The organism is Pseudomonas anguilliseptica, from assembly GCF_021375795.1.
GTDB classification, from domain to species: domain Bacteria; phylum Pseudomonadota; class Gammaproteobacteria; order Pseudomonadales; family Pseudomonadaceae; genus Aquipseudomonas; species Aquipseudomonas anguilliseptica_A.
Genome location: NZ_JAEIOI010000004.1, coordinates 217,305 through 243,085 on the forward strand (window position 1 = coordinate 217,305; position 25,781 = coordinate 243,085).

General features: G+C 60.8%; 31 protein-coding genes and 1 riboswitch. Of the genes, 9 read left to right on the forward strand and 22 right to left on the reverse strand.

Going from position 1 to position 25,781, the window contains the following annotated elements:
• Positions 1-35 precede the first annotated feature (35 nt).
• The 8 genes from IOD17_RS15690 to nrdR all read right to left on the reverse strand — a co-directional run bounded on the left by IOD17_RS15690 (position 36) and on the right by nrdR (position 6,431).
• A complete protein-coding gene (locus tag IOD17_RS15690; RefSeq protein ID WP_233685989.1) occupies positions 36-566 on the reverse strand; it encodes a phosphatidylglycerophosphatase A in 531 nt (176 codons plus the stop codon).
• Positions 559-1,527, reverse strand: coding sequence for a thiamine-phosphate kinase (gene thiL / locus IOD17_RS15695; protein ID WP_233685990.1), 969 nt, complete (start codon positions 1,525-1,527; stop codon positions 559-561). The genes IOD17_RS15690 and thiL overlap by 8 nt, the downstream gene beginning before the upstream one ends.
• Before the next feature lie 150 nt (positions 1,528-1,677).
• On the reverse strand, positions 1,678-2,148 hold the full coding sequence (gene nusB, locus IOD17_RS15700) for a transcription antitermination factor NusB (RefSeq protein ID WP_233686032.1): 471 nt from the start codon (positions 2,146-2,148) through the stop codon (positions 1,678-1,680).
• A 17-nt stretch (positions 2,149-2,165) separates the two neighbouring features.
• A complete protein-coding gene (gene ribE / locus IOD17_RS15705; RefSeq protein WP_233685991.1) occupies positions 2,166-2,642 on the reverse strand; it encodes a 6,7-dimethyl-8-ribityllumazine synthase in 477 nt (158 codons plus the stop codon).
• Positions 2,643-2,694: 52 nt separating this feature from the next.
• On the reverse strand, positions 2,695-3,774 hold the full coding sequence (gene ribBA, locus IOD17_RS15710) for a bifunctional 3,4-dihydroxy-2-butanone-4-phosphate synthase/GTP cyclohydrolase II (protein ID WP_233685992.1): 1,080 nt from the start codon (positions 3,772-3,774) through the stop codon (positions 2,695-2,697).
• An 11-nt stretch (positions 3,775-3,785) separates the two neighbouring features.
• A complete protein-coding gene (locus IOD17_RS15715; protein ID WP_233685993.1) occupies positions 3,786-4,448 on the reverse strand; it encodes a riboflavin synthase in 663 nt (220 codons plus the stop codon).
• 126 nt (positions 4,449-4,574) lie between these two features.
• A riboswitch (FMN riboswitch) is annotated at positions 4,575-4,729 on the reverse strand.
• Between the two features lie 119 nt (positions 4,730-4,848).
• Positions 4,849-5,967, reverse strand: coding sequence for a bifunctional diaminohydroxyphosphoribosylaminopyrimidine deaminase/5-amino-6-(5-phosphoribosylamino)uracil reductase RibD (gene ribD / locus IOD17_RS15720; RefSeq protein ID WP_233685994.1), 1,119 nt, complete (start codon positions 5,965-5,967; stop codon positions 4,849-4,851).
• The gene (gene nrdR, locus IOD17_RS15725; RefSeq protein ID WP_233685995.1) at positions 5,967-6,431 is read right to left on the reverse strand and encodes a transcriptional regulator NrdR; all 465 of its coding nucleotides are present in this window, start codon (positions 6,429-6,431) and stop codon (positions 5,967-5,969) included. The genes ribD and nrdR overlap by 1 nt, the downstream gene beginning before the upstream one ends.
• A 115-nt stretch (positions 6,432-6,546) precedes the next feature.
• Here nrdR and IOD17_RS15730 point away from each other — a divergent pair, with 115 nt between their 5' ends.
• The 3 genes from IOD17_RS15730 to trxA all read left to right on the forward strand — a co-directional run bounded on the left by IOD17_RS15730 (position 6,547) and on the right by trxA (position 8,609).
• Positions 6,547-7,002 carry a YbaY family lipoprotein gene (locus tag IOD17_RS15730; protein ID WP_233685996.1) on the forward strand — a complete coding sequence of 152 codons (456 nt, stop codon included), beginning with the start codon at positions 6,547-6,549 and terminating at the stop codon, positions 7,000-7,002.
• A complete protein-coding gene (locus IOD17_RS15735; protein WP_233685997.1) occupies positions 6,999-7,655 on the forward strand; it encodes a class I SAM-dependent methyltransferase in 657 nt (218 codons plus the stop codon). The genes IOD17_RS15730 and IOD17_RS15735 overlap by 4 nt, the downstream gene beginning before the upstream one ends.
• An 81-nt stretch (positions 7,656-7,736) precedes the next feature.
• On the forward strand, positions 7,737-8,609 hold the full coding sequence (gene trxA / locus IOD17_RS15740; protein ID WP_233685998.1) for a thioredoxin: 873 nt from the start codon (positions 7,737-7,739) through the stop codon (positions 8,607-8,609).
• Between the two features lie 114 nt (positions 8,610-8,723).
• Here the strand turns inward: trxA and IOD17_RS15745 are convergent, their stop codons facing one another.
• Complete coding sequence (locus IOD17_RS15745; protein WP_233686033.1) at positions 8,724-9,062, reverse strand: hypothetical protein; 339 nt, start codon at positions 9,060-9,062, stop codon at positions 8,724-8,726.
• Positions 9,063-9,188: 126 nt separating this feature from the next.
• Between IOD17_RS15745 and IOD17_RS15750 the strand changes: the two genes are divergently transcribed.
• The 5 genes from IOD17_RS15750 to IOD17_RS15770 all read left to right on the forward strand — a co-directional run bounded on the left by IOD17_RS15750 (position 9,189) and on the right by IOD17_RS15770 (position 13,288).
• Positions 9,189-9,767: a DUF2796 domain-containing protein gene (locus tag IOD17_RS15750; RefSeq protein ID WP_233685999.1), complete on the forward strand. Its 579-nt coding sequence runs from the start codon at positions 9,189-9,191 to the stop codon at positions 9,765-9,767.
• A 47-nt stretch (positions 9,768-9,814) separates the two neighbouring features.
• A complete protein-coding gene (locus tag IOD17_RS15755) occupies positions 9,815-10,525 on the forward strand; it encodes an ABC transporter ATP-binding protein (RefSeq protein WP_233686000.1) in 711 nt (236 codons plus the stop codon).
• A 45-nt stretch (positions 10,526-10,570) separates the two neighbouring features.
• A complete protein-coding gene (locus tag IOD17_RS15760) occupies positions 10,571-11,836 on the forward strand; it encodes an ABC transporter permease (RefSeq protein WP_233686001.1) in 1,266 nt (421 codons plus the stop codon).
• A 9-nt stretch (positions 11,837-11,845) separates the two neighbouring features.
• Entirely contained in the window at positions 11,846-12,367 is a 522-nt protein-coding gene (locus IOD17_RS15765) for a DUF3299 domain-containing protein (protein ID WP_233686002.1), read from the forward strand.
• 234 nt (positions 12,368-12,601) lie between these two features.
• Entirely contained in the window at positions 12,602-13,288 is a 687-nt protein-coding gene (locus IOD17_RS15770; RefSeq protein WP_233686003.1) for an OmpW/AlkL family protein, read from the forward strand.
• Positions 13,289-13,343: 55 nt separating this feature from the next.
• Here the strand turns inward: IOD17_RS15770 and IOD17_RS15775 are convergent, their stop codons facing one another.
• From IOD17_RS15775 to IOD17_RS15790, 4 genes are read right to left on the reverse strand one after another with little or no spacing between them, the layout of a single operon-like run.
• The gene (locus tag IOD17_RS15775; protein ID WP_233686004.1) at positions 13,344-14,279 is read right to left on the reverse strand and encodes an SDR family NAD(P)-dependent oxidoreductase; all 936 of its coding nucleotides are present in this window, start codon (positions 14,277-14,279) and stop codon (positions 13,344-13,346) included.
• The gene (locus tag IOD17_RS15780) at positions 14,272-15,156 is read right to left on the reverse strand and encodes a sugar nucleotide-binding protein (protein WP_233686005.1); all 885 of its coding nucleotides are present in this window, start codon (positions 15,154-15,156) and stop codon (positions 14,272-14,274) included. The genes IOD17_RS15775 and IOD17_RS15780 overlap by 8 nt, the downstream gene beginning before the upstream one ends.
• Positions 15,157-15,178: 22 nt before the next feature.
• Entirely contained in the window at positions 15,179-15,670 is a 492-nt protein-coding gene (locus IOD17_RS15785) for a single-stranded DNA-binding protein (RefSeq protein ID WP_233686006.1), read from the reverse strand.
• Positions 15,671-15,687: 17 nt separating this feature from the next.
• Positions 15,688-17,076: an MFS transporter gene (locus tag IOD17_RS15790; RefSeq protein ID WP_233686007.1), complete on the reverse strand. Its 1,389-nt coding sequence runs from the start codon at positions 17,074-17,076 to the stop codon at positions 15,688-15,690.
• A gap of 276 nt (positions 17,077-17,352) precedes the next feature.
• Between IOD17_RS15790 and uvrA the strand changes: the two genes are divergently transcribed.
• Positions 17,353-20,187, forward strand: a complete 2,835-nt coding sequence (gene uvrA / locus IOD17_RS15795) for an excinuclease ABC subunit UvrA (RefSeq protein ID WP_233686008.1) — start codon at positions 17,353-17,355, stop codon at positions 20,185-20,187.
• Between the two features lie 59 nt (positions 20,188-20,246).
• Here the strand turns inward: uvrA and bfr are convergent, their stop codons facing one another.
• The 9 genes from bfr to rplO all read right to left on the reverse strand — a co-directional run bounded on the left by bfr (position 20,247) and on the right by rplO (position 25,778).
• Positions 20,247-20,711, reverse strand: a complete 465-nt coding sequence (bfr, locus tag IOD17_RS15800; protein ID WP_233686009.1) for a bacterioferritin — start codon at positions 20,709-20,711, stop codon at positions 20,247-20,249.
• Positions 20,712-20,871: 160 nt separating this feature from the next.
• Positions 20,872-21,258, reverse strand: coding sequence for a 50S ribosomal protein L17 (gene rplQ / locus IOD17_RS15805; protein ID WP_160347644.1), 387 nt, complete (start codon positions 21,256-21,258; stop codon positions 20,872-20,874).
• 42 nt (positions 21,259-21,300) lie between these two features.
• A complete protein-coding gene (locus IOD17_RS15810; RefSeq protein WP_090255780.1) occupies positions 21,301-22,302 on the reverse strand; it encodes a DNA-directed RNA polymerase subunit alpha in 1,002 nt (333 codons plus the stop codon).
• A 22-nt stretch (positions 22,303-22,324) separates the two neighbouring features.
• Complete coding sequence (gene rpsD / locus IOD17_RS15815; RefSeq protein WP_108487737.1) at positions 22,325-22,945, reverse strand: 30S ribosomal protein S4; 621 nt, start codon at positions 22,943-22,945, stop codon at positions 22,325-22,327.
• 17 nt (positions 22,946-22,962) lie between these two features.
• A complete protein-coding gene (gene rpsK, locus IOD17_RS15820) occupies positions 22,963-23,352 on the reverse strand; it encodes a 30S ribosomal protein S11 (RefSeq protein ID WP_013789773.1) in 390 nt (129 codons plus the stop codon).
• A 30-nt stretch (positions 23,353-23,382) separates the two neighbouring features.
• A complete protein-coding gene (gene rpsM / locus IOD17_RS15825; RefSeq protein ID WP_058070007.1) occupies positions 23,383-23,739 on the reverse strand; it encodes a 30S ribosomal protein S13 in 357 nt (118 codons plus the stop codon).
• A 132-nt stretch (positions 23,740-23,871) separates the two neighbouring features.
• On the reverse strand, positions 23,872-23,988 hold the full coding sequence (gene rpmJ / locus IOD17_RS15830; RefSeq protein ID WP_002555468.1) for a 50S ribosomal protein L36: 117 nt from the start codon (positions 23,986-23,988) through the stop codon (positions 23,872-23,874).
• Between the two features lie 26 nt (positions 23,989-24,014).
• Entirely contained in the window at positions 24,015-25,343 is a 1,329-nt protein-coding gene (gene secY, locus IOD17_RS15835; RefSeq protein ID WP_233686010.1) for a preprotein translocase subunit SecY, read from the reverse strand.
• Positions 25,344-25,778, reverse strand: coding sequence for a 50S ribosomal protein L15 (gene rplO / locus IOD17_RS15840; protein ID WP_160016247.1), 435 nt, complete (start codon positions 25,776-25,778; stop codon positions 25,344-25,346).
• Positions 25,779-25,781 lie beyond the last annotated feature (3 nt).

Below are 25,781 nucleotides of genomic sequence, written 5' to 3' on the forward strand. Positions count from 1 at the left end.
GCCCCAGCAGCGTCCCATCAACCGCGCCTCCCTTGCTACCAGCCCAGCGCAGCCGCCAATCCATTCGCCCAGCCCCAGACGATCAACTGCAGGGTCATCCAGGCAAATACCCCCGCCAGCACGTCGTCGAGCATGATGCCCACGCCGCCGTGTACATGCCGGTCGACCCAGCGAATCGGCCAGGGTTTGAGGATGTCGAACACGCGAAACAGTAAAAAGCCTAGCAGCAGCCAGCCCCAGCCGTGAGGAACCAGCCAGAGGGTGATCCACATGCCGACCATTTCGTCCCAGACGATGCCTTCATGATCGTGCACGCGCAGGTCGTCGGCCACCTTGCCGCACAGCCAGAAGCCAAACAGCATGGTGACGCCCAGCATCAGCCAGTAGCCCCAGTCTGGGAGCATCTGCCACAACGGGATAAACGGCAGGGCAACCAGCGAGCCCCAGGTGCCTGGCGCTTTCGGCAACGTACCGGAACCGAAGCCGAAGGCCAGAAAATGCCAGGGGTTACGCCATACCGAAGGCGGCACGAACTCGGCGGGAACTTGCTTGGGATGATCAGTCACTGGCACTTCCAAAATGTTGATAACCACGCCGAGGCGGCTCTACAGGCTGACCCTGCGCGTCCAGCAGGGTCACCCCCTGGCCGGCGGCGACGCGGCCAATCACCTGCACCGGGAGACCGGCTAGCTGCATATCCGCCAGATGCTCAGGTGGCAGGGTAAAGGCCAGGCGGTAGTCATCACCACCGCTTAGCGCACATTGCAATGCTTCAATATCGCCAACCTGCGCCCGCAAGGCGTCGGATAGCGGCACCCGCGCCTGCTCAATCAACAACGCCACACCCGAAGCGGCGGCGATATGCCCACAATCGGCCAGCAGGCCGTCGGAGATGTCCAGCGCCGCACTGGCCTTGCCACGCAACGCCTGCCCCAACGCCAGCTGTGGCAATGGCGACCAGTAGCGCGCCAGCAATGCTGCGGCCTGCGCCGAATCAGCGCACTGCTGCCCCAGCACCAGCGGCAAGGCACCTGCAGCATCACCGAGCTCACCGCCGACACACAGCAGATCTCCGACTTGCGCGCCCTTGCGGGTCAGCGCCATACCGCTGGGCACACGCCCGAAAACCGTCAGGGTAAGACTCAATGGGCCACGGGTGGTGTCACCGCCGATCAGGCGAATGGCGCAACGCTGGGCCATCTGGTCCAGGCCACGGGCAAAGGCTTCCAGCCAGCTCGCTTCCGCGCCAGGCAAGGTCAGAGCCAGGGTAAAGCCGACAGGCGTAGCGCCCATGGCAGCCAGATCGCTGACTGAAACGCCCAGCGCACGCTGGCCCAGCAGGAAAGGATCGGCAGAATCGGGAAAATGCACCCCGCTTACCAGGGTGTCGGTGGAGATTGCCAACTGCTCGCCAGCCGGCAACTCCAACAGGGCACAGTCATCACCGATGCCCAACGCCACAGCTTCGCCAGCCTGCGCACAGGACGCAGCGGCGAAGTAATGACGGATCAGCTCGAACTCACCCATGAGATGGCAACGATCTGCTGCGCGTCGGCCCTGCTGCGTTAAAAGCAGACTCGGAATGCTCATGTGCTACAGCACACTCCGCGTCCTCGCCTGCTTTTGCCTTGCAGGACTCTAGCTCGCAAGATCGTAAATCAAGCATCCCAAAAGACCTTAACGCTTGTTGGCGCGAACTTCATCCGCGCGCAAGCGCGGAGCCAGCTTGTCCAGCACGCCGTTGACGAATTTGTGCCCGTCAGTGGCGCCGAATACCTTGGCCAGTTCGATGCCTTCGTTGATCACCACGCGATAGGGGATATCGATACGGTTCTTCAGCTCGTAGGTCGACAGACGCAGGATCGACAGCTCAACCGGATCAATCTCGTCCAGCGGACGATCCAGCAGCGACTCGAACGCGCCATCGATCTCCGACTTCTGGCGTGGCACGCCATGCAGGATCTCGTGGAAGTAGGCACCGTCGACCGCGCTGAAATCGTTATCGACGCGGAACTGCGCTTCGATTTCGTTCAGCGACTGGCCTGCCATGTGCCAGGAATACAGCGCCTGCATAGCCAGGGAGCGCGCCTGACGGCGCGCAAGAGTCTTGGTGCTAGGGCCTTTTTTCGGCGCCTGTGGCGGTTGCACGGTACTGTCGTTCTGGCTCACTTGGCCTCCAACTGCGCCAGCAGGCTGACCATTTCCAGGGCCGACAGTGCAGCTTCGGCACCTTTGTTACCGGCCTTGGTGCCGGAACGTTCGATGGCTTGCTCGATGGAATCCACAGTCAGCACGCCGAACGCAACCGGCACGCCGAACTCCATGGACACCTGAGCCAGGCCCTTGGTGCACTCACCGGCCACGTACTCGAAGTGCGGGGTACCGCCACGGATCACTGCGCCGAGGGCGATGATCGCGTCGTACTCACTGCGCTGGGCGACTTTCTGCGCTACCAGCGGGATCTCGAACGCGCCTGGCGCACGGATGATGGTGATGTCGCTTTCGCTCACGCCATGACGCACCAGGGCATCAACCGCGCCGCTTACCAGGCTTTCAACGACGAAGCTGTTGAAGCGGCCAACGACCAGGGCAAAGCGGCCCTTGGGGGCAATAAAAGTACCTTCGATGGTCTTCAGGGTCATAGCGAATCTCGTCTGTATTAAAGAGCCGGGCCGCCAGCGGCGACCCTTGGGATTATTTAGAGGGCAGGTATTCTACAACTTCCAGGTCGAAACCGGATATTGCATTGAACTTCATCGGCGAACTCATCAGGCGCATCTTGCGCACACCGAGGTCACGCAGAATCTGCGAGCCCGCGCCCACGGTGCTGTAGGTTGCCGGATTAGCCGGCTGCTGACGGCTGATCAGTGCCAACAGCTCCGGCCCGGTCAGCGGATTGCCCAGCAGCAGCACCACGCCGCTGCCAGCCTTGGCCACTTCAGCCATGGCGGCACGCATGCTCCAGCGGCCTGGCTGGTTGACCATGAACAGGTCGCGCAGTGGATCCATGTTGTGCACCCGCACCAGCGTCGGTTCTTCGGCACACACCGTGCCCAGGGTCAGCGCCATGTGCGCGGTGTTTTCCACGCCATCGCGGTATGTCACCAGGTTGAACTGGCCCAGCTCGGTGTCCAGCGGCTGCTCGCTGACACGTTCGACAGTGCGCTCGTGGATCAGGCGGTAGTGGATCAGGTCGGCGATGGTGCCGATTTTCAAGCCATGCTCTTCGGCGAATTTCTCCAGTTCCGGACGACGGGCCATGGTGCCGTCGTCGTTCATGATCTCGCAGATCACCCCGCTCGGCTCAAAACCGCCCATGCGTGCCAGGTCGCAGGCCGCCTCGGTGTGGCCGGCACGGGCCAGCACGCCACCGGGCTGAGCCATCAACGGAAAGATATGACCGGGGCTGACGATATCCGCTGCCACGGCATTACGCGCCACGGCAGCTTGCACGGTCCGCGCGCGGTCAGCAGCGGAGATACCGGTGGTCACGCCTTCAGCAGCTTCGATGGAGACGGTGAATTTGGTGCCGAAGCCGGAGCCGTTGCGCGGCGCCATCAGTGGCAGGTTGAGCAGCTCGCAGCGCTCACGGGTCATGGGCATGCAGATCAGACCACGGGCGAAGCGCGCCATGAAGTTGATGTGCTCGGCCGTCACGCATTCGGAGGCAATGATGATGTCGCCTTCGTTTTCGCGGTCTTCGTCATCCATGAGGATGACCATCTTGCCGGCGCGAATGTCTTCGATCAGTTCTTCAGCGGTGTTGAGCGCCATCGGGCGTCTCCTCAATTATTCAGGTAGCCGTGTTCGGCGAGAAAGCTTGCGGTCAGGCCCGAGGCCTTGGGTTCGGCGGCCTTGTCACCGAGCAGCAGACGCTCCAGGTAACGCGCCAGCAGATCCACCTCGAGGTTGACCTTACGTCCGGGCTGGTAGTCGACCATGATGGTCTCGGCCAGCGTGTGCGGCACGATGGTCAGCTCGAACTCGGCGCCATCGACCGCGTTGACGGTCAGGCTGGTGCCATCGACAGTGATCGAACCCTTGTGCGCGATGTACTTGGCCAGTTCACGCGGGGCGCGCACCTTGAATTGCACGGCACGGGCGTTATCGGCACGCGAGACGATCTCGCCGACGCCGTCGACATGGCCGCTGACCAAGTGCCCGCCGAGGCGACTGGTCGGCGTCAGGGCCTTTTCCAGATTAACGGCGCTGCCGGGCTTGAGGTCGACAAAGGCGGTGCGTGCCAGCGTCTCGCGGCTGACGTCGGCCCAGAAGCCGTCGCCGGGCAGTTCCACTGCGGTCAGGCACACGCCGTTGACGGCGATGCTGTCGCCGAGCTTGACGTCGCCCAGATCGAGTTTGCCGGTGGCCACGTAGACGCGCACGTCGCCGCCTTTCGGCGTCATGGCGCGGATACTGCCGATGGCTTCGATTATGCCGGTGAACATACGCCCTCCGGTTTCACGTTGAAGATGGTGCGGAACAGCATGGACGAACTCCTGTTTTGATTAAAAACAGGGCAATGCCGATCGATAGGGATTTCGCGGACACGCACGAGGCGCCCGTGGAGGGAATCCCGCTCTCTCTTTATCCGGACTATACCGTCGGCCCCGGAATCACACCGGGTCTGCTAGACCTCGCGCGGCAGGAGCCGTGGCGAGCGCTCGCGGGCTAGGTTCTGCGAACCATTACCGCCGGTGGGGAATCACACCCCGCCCTGAGAACGTTGACTACTTGCGCAGCCGAGACGCGTTTTACCACATATTGCCGCCAACCTGCACCGGCTAACGGCCGTCTGAATGACATGCTATCTGCCACGTGCACACTGGCCCATGCCCTGGCCGGTAATCAGCCCGCAGGCTGCGGCACCGCAATAATGCGCCAGTCATCACCCACCGCGCGCATCTCAACAATTTTCAGCGCCGGTGCATCGGCCATGCGCGCCAGCGGCAGATCAAGCAACGGCCGCGCGCTGGATCCAAGCAGCTTGGGCGCAACAAACAGCTGGTACTCATCCACCAGCCCCAAGCGGGCGAAGGCACCGGCCAGACGTGGCCCGGCCTCCACCAGCACTTCGTTGGCACCACGCGCCGCCAACTCGACCAGTAGCTTGCGCAGGTCAACATGCCCGTTACTGCCCGGCACCGCCAATAGTTCGTGCCCATCGTCCAGATAGCGATCACGCGCAGACGCCGCGGCGCAGGTCGCCACCAATGCGGCGCCAGCCTGAAAAAACGGCACACTGAGCGGCACGCGCAAACGTCCATCTACCAGCACGCGTAATGGTGGCCGCGCCTGGGCCAAGGCACTGAGCTCAGCTCCCAGGCCCAACTCATCAGGGCGCACGGTCAACCGTGCATCATCGGCCAGTACCGTGTCGGCCCCCGTCAGCACCACGCTGGAACGCGCACGCAGGCGCTGCACCGCAGCGCGCGCCGCCGGCCCGGTAATCCACTGGCTTTCGCCACTGGCCATGGCGGTGCGCCCATCCAGGCTCATCGCCAGCTTGACCCGAACAAACGGCAGCCCCTGCTCCATGCGTTTGATAAAGCCGGCATTCAGTGCACGCGCCTCGCTTTCCAGCACCCCGCTCTGTACCGCAATGCCGGCATGCATGAGGCGCAGCAGGCCATCACCGCTAACCTGCGGATTGGGGTCCTGCATGGCCGCCACCACACGGGCAACGCCAGCATTGATCAACGCATCGGCACACGGCGGTGTACGCCCATGGTGACTGCAGGGTTCCAGGGTGACATAAGCGGTGGCGCCGCGCGCCTTGTCGCCGGCCTGGCGCAGTGCATGCACTTCGGCATGCGGCTCGCCGGCACGGGCATGCCAGCCTTCGCCAACAATGCGGCCATCACGAACGATCACGCAGCCAACGCGCGGATTGGGGTGAGTGGAGTACAGGCCTTTTCGGGCCAGTTCCAGCGCGCGCGCCATACAGGCGTGATCTGAAGTCATCATCAACCTTTGATGGGTTCGCGGGACAGTCGGTCGATTTCCTCACGGAATTCGTTGAGGTCCTGAAAGCGCTTGTACACCGAGGCAAAGCGGATATAGGCCACTTCATCGAGCTTCTGCAACTCGGCCATCACCAGCTCACCCAGCACCAGCGACTTGATCTCACGTTCGCCGGTGGCGCGCAGCTTGTGCTTGATATGCGCAATCGCCGCTTCCAGGCGCTCGATGCTCACCGGGCGCTTCTCCAGCGCACGCTGCATACCGGCACGCAGCTTCTCCTCGTCGAACGGCTGGCGACTGCCGTCCTGCTTGATCAACCGAGGCATGACCAGCTCGGCCGTCTCGAAGGTGGTGAAGCGCTCTTCACAGGCCAGGCATTCACGGCGACGGCGCACCTGCTCGCCCTCGGCAACCAGGCGCGAATCGATCACTTTGGTGTCATTGGCACCGCAGAAGGGACAGTGCATAAGTAAGGCCAGCCTTAGAACGAAGGTAGCCATGGTAGCGCATCCCACAGGCAAGACAAGCCGCGGCCTTTGCGGTATACAGGCGACCGTCCCCCACAGCGGAGTTGCTCCCCCGATGAAAGCCCATGCCCCGTTTCGGCCGCTGATTCTAGTGAGCCTGCTGGCCCTGCTGAGCGCCTGCGCCAGCGACAGCCCGGCACCTGCTGCGCCCACCCCCGTTGCGCCGCCCGCAACGCCGAGCGCGCCCGCACCATTACCTGCCCACCAGCGCGAACTGAACGGCAGCCTGCTCAATGTGCCGAACGCCGCCGATGTGGAACTGGCACTGCTGGCAGTCGACGCGCGCGGCCGGCCACAGGCGCTGATCGGCAGCATCCAGTTGCGTGGCAATGGTAATCCGCTGGCGTTTAACCTGCCCTTCAACCCGGAAACCTTCAACAAGCACAGTCGGGTTGAACTGCACGGCCGCGCCAACCAGGCCGGCCGGCTGATCCTGCGCCTGCCGCCGCAACCCATTGCCCGTGGCGAAACCCAAGCCCTCGGCGAACTGCGTCTGGTGCCCGCACCGTGAGTGCTCCGGCTGCTCTGCAACAGGCCCTGAGCGCCCTGCTCGGTGATGCGCAACTGAGCGCGGAAACCCTGCCGGGCACGGCTATTCGCCTGTGGCTGATCGATGCCGACAACATGGACCGCGCCTTCAGCCCGGAGGAAACCCGGCGCATTCTCGAAGAACCGCCCTACTGGTGTTTCTGCTGGGCCAGCGGCCTGGTCCTGGCACGCTGGTTAGCCGAAAACCCGCAATGGGTGCGCGGCAAACGTGTGCTGGATTTCGGCGCGGGCTCCGGTGTGGCGGCGATTGCGGCGGCCAAGGCCGGCGCGCTGGAAGTGGTGGCATGCGACCTCGACCCTCTGGCTATCGAGGCCTGCCAGGCGAATGCCGCGCTGAATGATGTGCAGCTGAGTTACTCAACCGACTTTTTCGCCGAGGCGGATCGCTTCGACCTGATCATCGTCGCCGACGTGCTCTACGACCGCGCCAACCTGCCGCTGCTCGATCAATTTCTCAGCCGTGGCCGTGAAGCATTGGTGGCGGACTCGCGGGTACGTGACTTTCAGCACCCGCTGTACCAGCGTCTGGGTATCCTCGAAGCCTGTACCTGGCCGGATCTGGCCGAACCGGCCGAGTTCCGCCACGTCAGCCTGTATCATGCACAGCGCACCTAGCGAGCGCAGCCCAGCAGCCCTTGTATCGCGCACCAAGCGCCCACATTAATCCGCTTAATCACCCGTCTTTCGAGAACCACCATGAGCGATTCGCCCTATATCTTCGACATCTCCGGCAGCGCCAGCTTCGAACAGCTGGTGATCGAAAACTCCTTCCAGAAGCCCGTCCTGGTGGACTTCTGGGCCGACTGGTGCGCGCCGTGCAAGGCACTGATGCCGCTGCTGGCGAAGATCACCGAGGAATACAACGGCGAATTGCTGCTGGCCAAGGTCAACTGCGATATCGAACAGGACATCGTCGCCCGTTTCGGTATCCGTAGCCTGCCGACCGTGGTGCTGTTCAAGAATGGCCAGCCGGTCGATGGCTTTGCCGGTGCGCAGCCAGAGTCGGCGATTCGCGAAATGCTTAAACCGCACGTGGCCGAACCAGCGCCAGCCGCCGCTGACCCAATGGAAGCTGCCCAGGCGCTGTTCAGCGAAGGCCGCTTTGCCGATGCCGAAGCCCTGCTCAAGGTGCTGCTGACGGAAAACAACGAACATGCCGCGGCGCTGATTCTCTACGCGCGCTGCCTGGCCGAGCGTGGTGAGCTGGGCGAAGCGGAAGCAGTGCTCGGCGCCGTCAAAGGCGATGAGCACAAACAGGCCTTGGCCGGTGCCCGCGCGCAGCTGACCTTCCTGCGCCTGGCCACTGAGCTGCCGGATGTGGCCAGCCTGAAAACCCGCCTGGCGCAAAATGCCGACGATGATGAAGCAAGCTACCAGCTCGCCATTCAGCAACTGGCACGCCAACACTACGAACCGGCGCTGGACGCCCTGCTCAAGCTGTTTATCCGCAACCGCAGCTATGCCGAGGGCGCAGCACACAAGACCCTGCTGCAAGTCTTCGACCTGCTGGGCAATGACCACCCGCTGGTCACCACCTACCGGCGCAAGCTGTATCAGGCGATTTACTAGACAGCCCCGCGCGGCTAAAGCCCCGCCCACGAGAACAGCGATCCCTGTGGGAAGGGCTTTAGCCGCGACAGATCAGGTGCTCGATCACCTACCCCTGAGCTGCTTGAGCATCAATTAACCTATCCAGTGATAGATCGGCGCATCGGCACCGGTTTCCATACGCACCTGCGCGCAATGGCGCAGCCGCACCAGCAAGCGCTTGCCTGCCGCCTCGCCACCCGCCAGCCCGGCCAGTTGCCCGAGCAGCTGCGGCCCGTCGATCTGCCCGGCCTGACGCAACAACTGCAGAGTGGTTTGCCACAGCGCATCATTGACCACTGGCGCGGCAACCGCGGCCGACACAGCGGGCGTTTCAAGGCTCACGTGCTGAGCCAGCTGCGCCCAGTCCTGCGCATCCAGCTCTACCGTCAGATCCACCGGCCAAGCGCCGATCTGCCCACGAATTCGCACCATCATTCTGCCCTCAACTGATCAGCCGCCATGCTCCCACGTCCACCGCAGGTCGCCAAGCAAGGCTGGCCATGGCCGCCACAAAGTTGTTATAACGTAACAATCAATTATCCTTGATCGGAGATCGCCATGCGCCGCCTGCTACTTGCCCTGCCGTTTGCCCTACTGCCCCTTGCCACTGGCGCTGCCGCACACAGTCATGAACACGACGACCATGACCATGCCAAGCACGGTAGCCTGGATGCCCATGAACACGGCGCCGCGCAACTCAACGTGGTGCTCGACGGCAAGGTGTTGGAATTGCAACTGGAAAGCCCGGCGATGAACCTGGTGGGTTTCGAGCATGCCGCCCAAACTGACGCTGACAAAGCCAAGGTTGCCGCTACGCGCAGCCAGCTGGAACAACCGCAGGCGCTGTTCGGTCTGGCTGCCGGCGATTGCAACGTCAGCAAGCAAGAGCTGCAAAGTCCACTGTTTACTGAACATAGCCACAACGACCATCACGAACACGGCAAAGACAGCGAGCACAGCGATATCCACGCGCACTACAGCCTCGACTGCCAGAAGCCTGAAGAATTGAAACAACTTAACCTCGGCGAGCTGTTCAAGCGCTTCCCCGCCACCGAGAAAATTCAGGTACAACTGATCGGCCCGAGCGGCCAACAGGGCCTGGAGCTGACGCCCGCACAGCCGACCCTGAGTTTCTAACCACCTTTTTGCAGCAGAACGGCCGGGGTAACCCGGCCGCTTACTTTATGAGTGCAGCCCTGATCCACCTCTGCAACCTCGGCTTTGCCTGGCCCGGCCAACCCGAGTTGCTGGACATCGACACCTTCACCCTGCAACGCGGCGAAAGCCTGTTTCTCAAAGGCCCCAGCGGCAGCGGCAAGACCACCCTGCTCGGCCTGCTCGGCGGTGTACAGAAGCCCAATCGCGGCAGCATTCGCCTGCTCGATCAGAACCTGAGCGCACTGTCCGCCAGCGCCCGCGACCGTTTCCGCGTCGATCACACCGGCTATATCTTCCAGCAGTTCAACCTGCTGCCGTTTCTCTCGGTGCGCGAGAACGTCGAGCTGCCTTGTCACTTTTCCAAACTGCGCGCCAGCCGCGCCGTGCAGCGCCATGGCAGCGTGACCAAGGCCACCAACGCCCTGCTCGCCCACCTGGGTTTGCACCAGCCAGAGTTGCTGCAACGCCGCGCCGGTGATCTGTCGATCGGCCAGCAACAGCGCGTCGCCGCCGCCCGCGCGCTGATCGGCCAACCGGAGTTGGTGATTGCCGATGAGCCCACCTCGGCGCTGGATGCCGATGCCCGCGAAGCCTTTCTCGAACTGCTGTTCGCCGAGTGCCGCGAGGCCGGCTCCAGCCTGCTGTTTGTCAGCCACGACCAGAGCCTGGCGCGGTTGTTCGACCGCAGTCTGTCGCTGGCGGAGCTGAACAAAGCCACTCGCCCCGCAGACCATTGAGAAACTACCTACGTTTCTCAACGGCCTGCTCACGGAGATTTAAGGATGTATCTACTGCGTCTCGCCCTGGCCAGCCTGGGTAACCGCCGCTTTACCGCCTGGCTGACGGTGTTCGCCATCGCGCTCTCTGTATGCCTGTTGCTTGCCGTCGAGCGGGTGCGTACCGAAGCCCGCGCTAGCTTTGCCAACACCATCAGCGGCACCGACCTGATTGTCGGCGCGCGCTCAGGCAGCGTGAACCTGCTGCTGTACTCGGTATTCCGCATCGGTAATGCCACCAACAATATCCGCTGGGAAAGCTTCGAACAGTTTGCCAATCACCGTCAGGTCAAATGGGCCATTCCGATCTCGTTGGGTGATTCGCACCGTGGTTACCGGGTAATGGGCACCAGCCCGGCCTACTTCGAGCATTACCGCTACGCCCGCAGCCAACCGCTGCAACTGAGCAGTGGCCGCGCCTTTGCCGACGATCCATTCGAAGTGGTGCTCGGCGCGGAAGTGGCGCAAGCGCTCAACTACCAGCTCGATCAGCAACTGGTGCTGGCCCATGGCGTGGCCACCATCAGCCTGGTCAAGCATGACGACAAACCGTTCAAGGTGGTCGGCATCCTCAAACGCACCGGCACACCGGTGGACCGTACCCTGCATATTTCCCTGGCCGGTATGGAGGCCCTGCATGTCGACTGGCAAAACGGCATGCCCGCGCGTGGTGCGGCCAAGGTCAGTGCCGAGCAGGCGCGAGCCATGGACCTGCAACCCAAGCAGATCACCGCCTTTATGCTGGGTTTGAACAGCAAGATCGCCACCTTCAGCCTGCAACGGGAGATCAACGAATTTCGCGGTGAACCGCTGCTGGCAATCCTCCCCGGGGTGGCGCTGCAGGAGTTGTGGAGCCTGATGGGCACCGCCGAGAAGGCGCTGTTTGTGGTTTCGTTGTTCGTCGTACTGACGGGACTGATCGGCATGCTCACGGCGATCCTCACCAGCCTTAACGAGCGCCGTCGCGAGATGGCAATTCTACGTTCGGTCGGCGCGCGGCCCTGGCACATCGCCAGTCTGCTGATCGTCGAAGCCTTTGCCCTGGCCCTGGCCGGCGTGTTGCTCGGTCTGCTGTTGCTGTACCTGGGCATTGCCGGAGCGCAGGGCTATGTGCAGGCGAATTACGGCCTGTACCTGCCGCTGAATCTGCCAACCCGCTATGAGTGGACGCTACTCGGCGCTATCCTGAGCGCCGCCCTGCTGATGGGCTGTGTACCGGCCTGGCGCGCGTACCGCCAATCCCTGGCCGATGGCTTATCGATCCGCTTATGAGGCTTTTGCATGCACCGCTCCCTGCTCGCCACCCTGCTGCTTACCCTGGCCCTGCCGCTGGCCGCGGCCGAGGTGCGCGAGCTGACCTGGTCGGAAATGGTCCCGGCCGACGCCCCGCCGCAAAGCACGGAACCGGCACCGATCCATGACCTCTCGCAGCTCGCCGATGCCCTCGCCGAGTCAGGCCCGGCGGCCATGCAACAGTCGCCCGCAGCACCGGTGGTGCAGGCACTGGATGGCCAGCAGGTCAAACTGCCGGGCTATATCGTACCGCTGGATGTCACCGATGAAGGCCGTGTCACCGAGTTCCTGCTGGTGCCGTACTTCGGCGCCTGCATCCACGTACCGCCACCACCGTCGAACCAGATCGTCCACGTCACCAGCGAACTGGGCGTGCTGATGGATGCGCTGTACCAGCCGTTCTGGATCGAAGGCCCGCTCAAAGTTGAGCAGACCAGCAGCGAGCTGGCCGAAGCCGGCTACCAGATGGAAGCCGAGAAGATTTACGCCTACGAACTGCCAGATAGCTAGAACCCAGCGCAGCCGTCAGCCAACAAAACGCTGCTCGGCTGTTGTGGCGAGGAATGAGTGGTGCAAAGCCCCACTCAGGCATACCAAGCCACCGGGGTACGGGTGCGCGACAAGCTACATCCACCTGATTATTTTGATAGCAAGCTACTTTATTGAGCTGGATCAACAGCCGAATTCTCACGCGCCCTAACATCGTATTCAGCCAATACGAACCGATGCTTTTGGGAGCACATCATGCGTACATCTCTGTTTACTGCCTCATTGCTGGCACTGGCCATTGCCGCCCCACTGGCGCACGCGCACCAGGCTGGCGACATCATCGTGCGCGCCGGTGCGATCACCGTTGACCCGCAGGAAAGCAGCAGCGACATCTGGGTCGGCGCACTGGGTACCGATGTAGCCGGCACCAAGGCCACCCTGGACAGTGACACCCAGTTGGGCCTGAACTTCGCCTACATGCTGACCAACAACATCGGCATTGAGCTGCTGGCAGCCACCCCGTTCAGCCATGACGTCGGCGTGAAAGGCATGCCGGGCGGCTTTGCTGGCCTCAACGGCAAACTGGGCAGCCTCAAACACCTGCCGCCGACCCTGAGCGTGGTGTACTACCCGCTGGATGCCAGCTCGGCCTTCCAGCCCTATGTCGGTGCAGGCATCAACTACACTTGGTTCTTCGACACCAAGCTGAGCAGCGAAGCGGAAGGTAAAGGTTTCAGCGGCCTGGACATGAAGGAATCCTGGGGCCTGGCCGCACAGGTAGGCATGGACTACATGCTGACTGACAACATCATGCTCAACGCCCAGGTGCGCTACATCGACATCGACACCACCGGCACCACCAACATCCTCGGCGACAAGGTCAAGGTCGATGTGGACGTAGACCCGTTCGTTTACATGGTTGGCCTGGGCTACAAGTTCTAAGCCCTCAGGCATAAAAAACCGGTCCTCGCGGCCGGTTTTTTATGCCGTCACACACTCAGCCTTGCGTCAGCAGACGGCGCAAACCTTCGCGCATCGGTGTCGCAGCAGGCAATTGGTAGTGCGCTTGCAAACGCTGGTTGTCAGCCCGCGAATGACGAATATCGCCGGCGCGCGGCGCCTGGTAACTCACGGCCGGCAAGCCACCACACAGTTCACCGAGTTGCGCGAGCAACTGATTGAGGCTGACCGCATGATTCCAGCCAACGTTCACCGCACCCTCCACGACTTGCGGCGCTGCCAGCGCCTGAGTCAGCAGCGCGACTAAGTCTTCGATATAGAAGAAGTCACGGGTCTGCTCGCCATCACCGAATACGCTGATCGGCAACCCCTGCTGCACGCGCTGAGTGAAGATGCTGATCACCCCGGAGTACGGCGAGGAGGGGTCCTGGCGTGGGCCGAAGATATTGAAGAAACGAAAGATCGCCGGCTCCAGGCCATGCTGGCGGCGATAGAAATCCAGGTAATGCTCACTGGCCAGCTTGTCCGCCGCATAGGGCGTCAGCGGTGCTTTGGGCGTGGCTTCATCAATCGCCAAACCTTCACCGTTGTTGCCATACACCGCCGCGCTGGAGGCAAATAGCACGCGCTTGACGCCATGCAGGCGCATCGCCTCACAGATGTTCAAGGTGCCGACAAAGTTGCTCTGATGAGTCGCCACCGGATCATCCACAGAGGCCTGCACCGAGGCTACGGCCGCCAGATGCGCCACGGCCGAGCAGCCGGAAACCGCTTGCGCGACCTGGGCTGCATCGGCCACATCGCCCTGGATAAACTGCAACTGCGGGTTATCCAGCGGCAAATTGGCCAGCTTGCCCATCGACAGGTTATCCAGCACCCGCACGCGGTGACCTTGCGCCAGCAGCGCATCGACCAGGTGCGAGCCGATAAAGCCGGCACCACCGGTCACCAGAACAGGGCGCGAATCAGACATGGCGGTAATAACGATCCAGTAGGCTCGGCAGCCCCGAGCGCCAGGCACGCGGTTTGATACCGAAGGTATGCAGAATTTTCTTGCACGACAGCACCGCATGCTGCGGCTCTTCAGCGGCATCGGGCCGCGCGCTGTGCGCCTGCGGGCTCACTTCATCGACCAGGTTGCTGCGGAAGTTGCGTGCCTCGCTGAGCACCGCCTGGCCCAGCGCCAGCGAGGTGGTCGCCTCATGGCCGCCGTAGTGATAAGTGCCCCACAGCGGCGTCTGGCAATCCAGCTGCTTGAGTACGGCGAGAATCACCCGCGCCGCATCATCGACCGGGGTCGGATTACCGCGTCGGTCATCAGCCAGCAACAGCGGCTCATCATGCGCGGCACGGGTGAGAAAACGCCCGAGCAAGCCATTGGCGCTGTCATCCAGCAACCAGCCGAAGCGCAGCAGCACATGCCGCGGACAAATCGCCCGCACACGCTGCTCAAAGCGCCACAACGCCTGCCCACGCACACCCAGTGGCACCGGCTCTTCCTTCTCGCTGTAGGCAGTCGCACGCGAACCATCGAAGATGCGGTAGCTGGACGGTTGCAGCAGGCGGATCTGGTGATGCTGACAGAGTTCGGCCAAGCGTTCGACGGCACGCTCCTGGGCAGCAAACTGCGCCTCGCTGACCACTTCGGCCTGGAACCAGTCGAAATAGTAGGCAAGGTTGATCAGGGCATCGGGACGGGTGTCATCGAGCAGCTGGGTCAGGCTGGCGGGATCCCAGCCTGACTCCGGCGGTTTCGGCGCGAGAAAACCAATGTCTTCTTCGGCGCCGAGGCGGATCAGGGCCTGCCCCAACGCATTACCGCCACCCAGCAGCATCAGCCGCATACGCATGATAGAGCGCTAACTCAGCGAATCAGAACGGGATATCGTCATCGAAGCTGTCGAAATCTGCAGCTGGCTGAGGCGCCTGCTGCGGCGCAGGACGCGGGGCCGACTGCTGCTCACGCTGCGGCGCAGGGCGTTGTTGGCGAGGCGCGGAGTCGCCACCACCGGCGTTATCCGGACGACCACCGAGCAGCTGCATGGTGCCCTGCATGTCGACAATGATTTCGGTGGTGTAGCGCTTGATGCCGTCCTTTTCCCACTCGCGGGTTTGCAGTTTGCCTTCGATGTACACCTGCGAACCTTTACGCAGGTATTCGCCGGCGATCTCGGCAACCTTGCCGAACAGCGACACACGGTGCCACTCGGTTTTCTCGACCTTCTGACCGGTCTGCTTGTCAGTCCACTGCTCGCTGGTCGCCAGGCTCAGGTTGGTAACCGCGTTGCCGCTCGGCAGGTAGCGGGTTTCCGGGTCCTGTCCGCAGGTACCGACCAGAATGACTTTGTTAACCCCACGGGCCATAACGTTCTCCTAGGCTTTCAGCACGCCACCGGCGCCGGCTCTATGAGGCGCTCAAGGGACGTGCGGTCCAATTGTTGGGTATCCACTTTGATATAGATGGCCGCTTCATCGCGCACCACTACGGCATCCGCCACTCCGGGCACAGCCTGTAAACGCTCGGCCAACCCCGTCTCTTGCAAGGCCGCAGCTGAAAGCGGCAGACGCAGGCTGGTGACATACGGCGGTTCGCGCATAGTAACAGCAAAGGCCAGCCAAAAAAGCGCCAGCAGGGCACAGCCCGCAAACACGCCCGACAGGCTGTAGTGCTGATACAGCCAGCCGCCGAGAATGCCGCCAATGGCGGCCCCAAGGAACTGGCTGGTGGAGTACACCCCCATCGCCGTACCCTTGCCGCCGGCCGGTGCAACCTTGCTGACCAGTGACGGCAGCGAAGCCTCCAGCAGGTTGAACGCGGTAAAAAACACCACAGTGCCAAGCACCAGGGCACGCAGACTGCTACCGAACCACCAGAAGAACAGCTCACACAGCAACAGCACACTGACCGCGCCGAGCAGCACCTGTTTCATCCGACGCTTTTTCTCGCCGTAGATGATAAACGGCACCATGCCGAAGAAGCCCACCAGCAGCGCCGTCAGATACACCCACCAATGCTCTTCCTTGGCCAGCCCACCCTGCTCCACCAGCGCCAATGGCAAGGCAATAAAGCTGGCCATCAGAATCGCATGCAGCACCAGAATGCCGAAATCCAGGCGCAGCAGGTCCGCATGCTTGAGCGTTGGCCACAACGCCTGCCGGGCCACACCCGACTCGCGATGCTGTAATGGCCCGGCAGAACCCGGCACCATACCGGCAACGATAACGATACCGAGCAGCGCCATCGCAGCCGTGGCAAGAAACAACCCGGACAGGCCAAAAGCGCGGGTCAGCAATGGGCCAACCACCATCGCCACGGCGAACGACAGGCCGATGCTCATACCGATCATCGCCATGGCCTTGGTGCGGTGTTGTTCACGAGTCAGATCGGACAACAGCGCCATCACCGCAGCGGAAATTGCCCCGGCGCCCTGCAGAATGCGCCCCGCGATCACTCCATAAATCGAATCGGCATTGGCCGCCAGCAGGCTGCCGGCTGCGAAGATCAGCAGCCCGACATAGATCACCGGCCGTCGGCCGATACGATCACTGAGCATGCCAAACGGAATCTGCAGAAAAGCCTGGGTCAGGCCATAGGCACCAATGGCCAGGCCGATCAACGCCGGCGTACTGCCTTGCAGGTCCATGCCATAGGTCGCCAGTACCGGCAACACCATAAACATACCGAGCATGCGGAATGCGAACACCAGCGCCAGACCACCGGCCGCACGGGTTTCACTGCCGCTCATGCGCTCGCTGTGCGGATCATGCATGGGAAAGGCCCTGTCGAAATAGGCGGCGATTCTAGCAGCACTGGATGAGCACGGCACAGCAGTGACGCTTTGCCGCGCCCGCCTTCTGGCCCGTATACTCGGTGGTTTTCCGCCCGCCATGCGAGGCCGTTGTTAGGGAGCCTCTAAAAGCGTTGGCGAGGCCGCCAGCGCGAGGCAAAAACAGGCGAAAAGCGTAGTTTACGTGCTGTAAATGAGCATTTGAGCCTGTTTTTAACGAAGCGATGGCAACGCAGACAGCTATTAGAGGTTCCCTAAGTGGATAAGATTCTGATTCGGGGGGCTCGTACCCACAACCTGAAAAACATCGACCTGACCCTGCCACGCGACAAGCTGATCGTGATCACTGGCCTGTCCGGTTCCGGCAAGTCATCCCTGGCTTTCGACACGCTGTACGCCGAGGGCCAGCGCCGCTACGTCGAGTCGCTTTCGGCCTACGCCCGACAGTTCCTCTCGATGATGGAAAAGCCCGATGTCGACACCATCGAGGGCCTGTCGCCAGCGATCTCCATCGAGCAGAAATCCACTTCGCACAACCCGCGCTCCACCGTCGGCACCATCACCGAGATCTACGACTATCTGCGCCTGCTCTACGCCCGCGCCGGTATTCCACGCTGCCCGGATCATGACCTGCCGCTGGAAGCGCAAACCGTCAGCCAGATGGTCGATCAGGTACTGGCCCTGCCCGAAGGCAGCAAGCTGATGCTGCTGGCCCCGGTGATTCGTGAACGCAAAGGCGAACACCTGGCTGTCTTCGACGAACTGCGCGCCCAGGGCTTCGTCCGCGTGCGGGTCAACGGCAAACTCTACGAGCTGGACGAACTGCCCAAGCTCGACAAGCAGAAGAAGCACAGCATCGATGCCGTGGTCGACCGCTTCAAGGCCCGTGGCGACCTGCAGCAGCGCCTGGCCGAATCGTTCGAGACCGCCCTGAAGCTGGCCGACGGCCTGGCGCTGATCGCGCCCATGGAAGGAGAGGAAGGCGAAGAGATCATCTTCTCCGCACGCTTTGCCTGCCCGGTGTGCGGCCATTCGATCAGCGAACTGGAACCCAAGCTGTTCTCCTTCAACAACCCGGCCGGCGCCTGCCCGACCTGCGACGGCCTGGGCGTTAAGCAATTCTTCGATACAAAGCGCCTGGTCAATGGCGAGCTGACCCTGGCCGAGGGCGCGATTCGCGGCTGGGATCGACGAAACGTCTATTACTTCCAGATGCTTGGTTCGCTAGCAGCGCACTATGGCTTCAGCCTTGAAGTACCGTTCGATGAATTGAGCGCCGAGAACCAGAAGTGCATCCTGTTTGGCAGCGGCACGCAGAACGTTGACTTCAAGTACCTCAACGACCGTGGCGATATCGTCAAACGCTCACACCCCTTCGAGGGTATCGTGCCCAACCTGGAGCGGCGTTACCGCGAAACCGAATCCACCAGCGTGCGTGAAGAACTGGCCAAGTTCCTCAGCACCCAGCCCTGCCCGGATTGCCGCGGCACCCGCCTGCGCCGAGAAGCGCGGCACGTGTGGGTCGGCGAGAAGACCCTACCGGCAGTCAGCGGCCTGCCGATTGGCGACGCCACCGAGTATTTCGGCAGCCTCAGTCTGCCCGGGCGACGCGGTGAAATCGCCGAGAAGATTCTCAAGGAAATCCGCGAGCGTCTGCAGTTTCTGGTCAACGTCGGCCTCGACTACCTGACCCTCGACCGCAGCGCCGACACCCTGTCCGGCGGCGAAGCACAGCGTATCCGTTTGGCCAGCCAGATCGGCGCCGGCCTGGTCGGGGTGATGTATATCCTCGACGAGCCTTCGATCGGCCTGCATCAACGCGACAACGAACGCCTGCTCGGCACCCTCAAACACCTGCGCGATATCGGCAACACGGTGATCGTGGTCGAGCACGACGAAGATGCCATCCGCCTGGCCGACTACGTGGTGGACATCGGCCCTGGCGCCGGCGTGCACGGCGGGCAGATTGTCGCCCAGGGCACCGCCGCTGAAGTGATGGCGCATCCGGACTCGCTGACCGGCAAATACCTCTCCGGACGGGTGAAGATCGAAGTTCCGGCCAAACGCACACCACGCGACAAGAAGCTCTCGCTGAAGATCAAGGGCGCGCGTGGCAACAACCTGCGTAACGTCGACCTGGAAATTCCGATTGGCCTGCTCACCTGCGTCACCGGCGTGTCCGGCTCAGGCAAGTCGACGCTGATCAACAACACCCTGTTCCCGCTCAGCGCCACCGCACTGAATGGCGCCACCACCCTGGAAGCCGCTGCCCACGACAGCATCGACGGGCTACAGCACCTGGATAAGGTGGTCGACATCGACCAGAGCCCGATCGGCCGCACTCCGCGTTCGAACCCGGCAACTTATACCGGCCTGTTCACCCCGATCCGCGAGCTGTTTGCCGGCGTGCCTGAGTCGCGTTCACGTGGTTACGGCCCAGGCCGCTTTAGCTTCAACGTCAAGGGCGGCCGCTGCGAAGCCTGCCAGGGCGACGGCCTGATCAAGGTGGAGATGCACTTTCTGCCGGACATCTACGTGCCCTGCGACGTGTGCAAGAGCAAACGCTACAACCGCGAAACCCTGGAAGTGAAATACAAGGGTAAGAACATCACCGAAGTGCTCGACATGACCATCGAAGAGGCACGCGCCTTCTTCGATGCTGTACCGGCCTTGGCGCGCAAGCTGCAAACGCTGATGGATGTCGGTCTGTCCTATATCAAGCTGGGCCAGTCGGCGACCACCCTGTCCGGCGGCGAAGCACAGCGGGTCAAGCTATCCCGCGAGCTGTCCAAACGTGATACCGGCAAGACCCTGTACATCCTCGACGAACCGACCACCGGCCTGCACTTCGCTGATATCCAGCAACTGCTCGAGGTGCTGCACCGCCTGCGCGACCACGGCAACACCGTGGTGGTGATCGAACACAACCTGGACGTTATCAAGACTGCCGACTGGCTGGTGGATCTTGGCCCGGAAGGCGGCTCCAAAGGTGGTCAGATCATCGCCGTCGGCACGCCGGAAGAAGTCGCCGAGATGCCGCAGTCGCATACCGGCTACTTCCTCAAGCCGCTGCTGGAACGTGACCGGGCGTAACCGCGCGCACAACAAAAAGCCCCGTACATGCGGGGCTTTTTTTATGACAACAGGCTGACTTACATCTGCGTCTGCAGGTAATTCTCCAACCCCAACTTGTCGATCAGGCCTAGCTGAGCTTCCAGCCAGTAGGCGTGATCCTCTTCGGTATCCTTCAGCTGCACCAGCAGAATGTCGCGGGTCTGGTAATCCTGATGCTGCTCGCACAGGGCAATGCCTTTGCTCAGCGCTGCCCGCACGTGGTACTCCAGCGCCAGATCGAGCTTGAGCATTTCCGGCACGCTTTGGCCAAAGCGGAAACTGTCGGGCACCATATCCGGCGTTCCTTCCAGAAACAGAATGCGCTTGAGGATCGCATCGGCGTGCTGGGTCTCCTCTTCCATTTCATGGTTGATCCGCTCATAGAGCTTGCTGAAGCCCCAGTCTTCATACAAACGCGAATGCACGAAGTACTGATCACGCGCAGCCAGCTCACCCTTGAGCAACACTTTCAGGTAATCGATGACTTCTACATGGCCTTTCATGGGCAATTTCCTTGGCAAGCGACAAACAAGCGCTAATGCTGGCTGGCTGTAGCCAATGGGTCAAGCGCAGCGAATACAGCCATCGAGCAGGCATAGATGAACGGTGTTGCAGGCATAAAAAAACCGGGCCAAGGCCCGGTTTTTTCATACAACCTACGACTTACTCAGCGTCTACAGCTGCACCAGCGACCGGACGGTCAACCAGTTCAACATAGGCCATTGGAGCATTGTCGCCAGCGCGGAAACCGCACTTAAGGATACGCAGGTAACCGCCCTGACGGGTGGCGTAGCGCTTGCCCAGGTCGTTGAACAGCTTGCCGACGATGGCTTTCGAACGAGTACGGTCGAAGGCCAGACGACGGTTAGCAACGCTATCTTCTTTAGCCAGAGTGATCAGCGGCTCGGCAACGCGACGCAGCTCTTTGGCTTTCGGCAGAGTAGTTTTGATCAGCTCATGCTCGAACAGCGATACCGCCATGTTCTGGAACATGGCCTTGCGGTGTGCGCTGGTGCGGCTGAGGTGACGGCCACTTTTACGATGACGCATGGTTCAATTCCTTACCAAACTCACGTTCGGTGATGATGACGATCAGGCAGTCGCCTTATCGTCTTTCTTCAGACTTGCCGGCGGCCAGTTGTCGAGGCGCATACCGAGGGACAGACCGCGAGAGGCCAGAACATCCTTGATTTCGGTCAGGGATTTCTTGCCCAGGTTCGGGGTTTTCAACAGTTCTACTTCGGTGCGCTGAATCAGATCACCGATGTAGTAAATGTTTTCTGCCTTGAGGCAGTTAGCCGAACGCACAGTCAGTTCCAGGTCATCAACCGGACGGAGGAGGATCGGATCGATCTCATCTTCCTGCTCGATAACAACAGGCTCACTGTCACCTTTGAGGTCGACGAACGCAGCCAACTGCTGTTGCAGGATGGTTGCGGCGCGGCGAATAGCCTCTTCAGGATCCAGAGTACCGTTGGTCTCCAGGTCGATAACCAGTTTGTCCAGGTTGGTACGCTGCTCAACACGAGCATTTTCCACCACGTACGACACACGGCGTACCGGGCTGAACGAAGCATCCAGCTGCAAGCGACCAATGCTGCGGCTTTCATCTTCATCGCTCTGACGAGCATCAGCCGGCTCATAGCCGCGACCACGAGCTATGGTGAGCTTCATGTTCAGCGCGCCAGTGGAAGCCAGGTTGGCGATTACGTGGTCGCCATTGACGATTTCGACATCGTGATCCAGCTGAATATCGGCAGCGGTAACTACGCCCGAGCCCTTCTTCGCCAGAGTCAGAGTCACTTCGTCACGACCGTGCAGTTTGACAGCCAGACCTTTCAGGTTGAGCAGGATTTCAATGACGTCTTCCTGAACACCTTCAATGGCGGAGTACTCATGGAGTACACCGTCAATCTCGGCCTCGACTACTGCACAGCCAGGCATGGAGGACAACAAGATGCGACGCAGCGCGTTGCCCAGGGTATGGCCAAAACCACGCTCGAGAGGCTCGAGAGTGATCTTCGCACGGGTCGAACTGACCACCTGCACATCAATGTGACGGGGGGTCAGGAACTCATTTACCGAAATCTGCATGGATGCACCTATTTTCTAGCCCTTACTTGGAGTAGAGCTCGACAATCAGGCTTTCGTTGATGTCAGCGGAGAGATCACTGCGCGCCGGGACGTTTTTGAACACGCCAGACTTTTTCTCAGTGTCTACATCTACCCATTCAACGCGGCCACGCTGGGCACACAGCTCAAGAGCTTGAACAATGCGCAGCTGATTCTTCGATTTCTCGCGGACTGCAACCACGTCACCAGCTTTAACCTGGTAGGACGGTACGTTGACAGTTTTACCGTTTACGCTGATCGACTTGTGCGATACCAGCTGACGGGATTCAGCGCGGGTAGCACCGAAGCCCATGCGATAAACCACGTTATCCAGACGGCATTCGAGCAGTTGCAGCAGGTTCTCACCAGTAGCGCCTTTCTTGCCGGCAGCTTCTTTGTAATAACCACTGAATTGACGCTCAAGCACACCGTAGATACGACGAACTTTTTGCTTCTCACGCAGCTGGGTGCCGTAGTCAGACTGACGGCCACGGCGCTGACCGTGAATACCTGGGGCTGCTTCGATGTTGCACTTCGATTCCAGAGCGCGAACGCCGCTTTTCAGGAAAAGATCAGTGCCTTCACGACGAGACAGTTTGCATTTGGGACCAATGTAACGAGCCATTTCTCACTGTCTCCTGATTACACGCGACGCTTCTTCGAAGGACGGCACCCGTTGTGCGGGATTGGCGTCACATCGGTGATGCTGGCGATCTTGTAACCGCAGCCGTTCAAAGCACGGACAGCGGACTCACGACCCGGACCGGGACCCTTGACGTTAACGTCGAGGTTCTTCAGGCCGTATTCCAGCGCAGCTTGACCAGCACGTTCAGCAGCCACCTGGGCAGCGAACGGGGTGCTTTTACGCGAACCGCGGAAACCCGAACCACCCGAGGTAGCCCAAGACAGAGCGTTGCCCTGACGGTCAGTAATGGTCACGATTGTGTTGTTGAAAGAAGCGTGGATGTGGGCGATGCCATCAACCACCGTCTTTTTGACTTTTTTACGAGTACGAGCAGCAGGTTTTGCCATGACTAGATTCCTGTCGATGCGCGAATGCGATTACTTGCGGATCGGCTTACGCGGGCCCTTACGGGTACGCGCGTTGGTCTTGGTACGCTGACCGCGAACCGGCAGACCACGACGATGACGCAGGCCGCGGTAGCAACCCAGGTCCATCAAGCGCTTGATTTTCATGTTCACTTCACGACGCAGGTCGCCTTCGGTATTCACCTTGGCCACTTCGCCACGCAGCTGCTCGATCTGCTCGTCAGAGAGATCTTTGATTTTTGCTGCCGGGTTTACACCGGTAGCAGCACAGATTTTCTGTGCAGTAGTGCGACCAACACCATAGATGTAGGTCAGCGAGATAACAGTGTGCTTGTTATCCGGAATGTTAACGCCTGCAATACGGGCCATTCAGTGGAACTCCAATTGACAGCTACCTACGCCCCGGAAGCCAAGAAATAGGGCGCGAGATATTAACGCTGTAATAACAAATAATCAACCCGGCAGCGCACTAGCTGCCGGGCTTGTAACGCTCAATCACACTCAGCCTTGGCGCTGTTTGTGACGCGGTTCCGCGCTGCAAATCACTCGCACTACACCTTCACGGCGAATAATTTTGCAGTTACGGCACAGCTTTTTCACCGATGCACGAACTTTCATCACCAACTCCTCGAACCTTATGGACTTCAGCGCAGCATGCCGCTGCCGTAGCCCTTCAGGTTGGCTTTCTTCATCAGGGATTCGTACTGGTGCGAAACGAGGTGCGATTGTACTTGTGACATAAAGTCCATAACAACCACGACCACGATCAGCAACGAGGTCCCGCCAAGATAGAACGGTACGTTGGCAGCCACCACCAGGAACTGGGGCAACAAGCATACGGCCGTCATGTACAGAGCACCGAACATGGTCAAGCGGGTCAACACGCCATCGATATAGCGCGCCGATTGCTCGCCGGGACGGATACCCGGAATAAAGGCACCGGACTTCTTCAGGTTTTCCGCTACGTCTTTCGGGTTGAACATCAGCGCTGTGTAGAAGAAGCAGAAGAAAACAATCCCCGCACTAAACAGCAAAATGTTCAACGGCTGACCAGGAGCGATAGCCTGTGAAATATCCTGCAGCCAGCCCATACCTTCGGACTGACCAAACCAGGCACCCAGCGAAGCCGGGAATAACAGAAGGCTGCTGGCGAAAATAGCCGGGATAACCCCCGCCATGTTCACCTTCAACGGCAAGTGGCTGGTCTGCGCCGCAAAGACCTTGCGACCCTGCTGACGCTTGGCGTAGTGCACCGCAATGCGACGCTGACCACGCTCAATGAACACCACGAAACCGATAATCGCTACTGCCAGCAAACCGATGGCGATCAGGGCAAAGATATTGATATCACCCTGGCGAGCAGACTCGAAAGACTGCCCGATCGCCGACGGCAGACCGGCTACGATGCCTGCAAAAATCAGCATCGAAATACCGTTGCCAACACCACGCTCAGTGATTTGCTCGCCCAGCCACATCATGAACATCGCACCCGCCACGAAAGTGGTGACTGCAACGAAGTGGAAGCCGAAATCGACCGAAAACGCTACGCCCTGACTGGCCAGACCGACGGACATGCCGACAGCTTGGACAATAGCCAGGACGAGGGTGCCGTAGCGGGTGTACTGGCTAATCTTGCGACGGCCAGCTTCACCTTCCTTCTTCAACTGCTCCAGCTGCGGGCTGACAGCGGTCATGAGCTGCATGATGATCGACGCCGAGATGTACGGCATGATCCCCAGTGCAAAAATACTCATACGCTCCAGCGCGCCGCCGGAAAACATGTTGAACAAGCTAAGAATGGTCCCCTCATTCTGTCGAAACAGGTCCGCCAGCCGATCAGGGTTGATGCCAGGAACCGGGATGTGTGCACCTATCCGATAGACGATGATCGCCATGAACAGAAAGCGCAAACGAGCCCAGAGCTCGGATAACCCGCCATTGCTGAGCGCTGAGAGAGCACCTTGCTTAGCCATTTATTCCTCGAACTTACCGCCAGCTGCTTCGATAGCCGCGCGCGCACCTTTGGTGGCGGCGATACCTTTAAGGGTGACCGCTTGAGTAACCTCACCGGACAGCATGACTTTCACACGCTGGACGTTTTGGTTAATCAGGTTGGCATCCTTCAGCGACTGCAGAGTAACAATGCCGCCTTCGATTTTATTCAGCTCGGAAGTACGCACTTCTGCGCGATCCATAGCCTTCAAAGAAACGAAACCGAACTTAGGCAGACGACGGTGCAGAGGCTGCTGGCCGCCCTCGAAACCCGGAGCAATGGTGCCACCGGAACGGGAGGTCTGACCTTTGTGACCACGGCCACCAGTCTTACCCAAACCGCTACCGATACCACGGCCCGGACGGTGCTTCTCGCGACGGGAACCCGGCGCAGGACTCAAATCGTTCAGGTACATGTA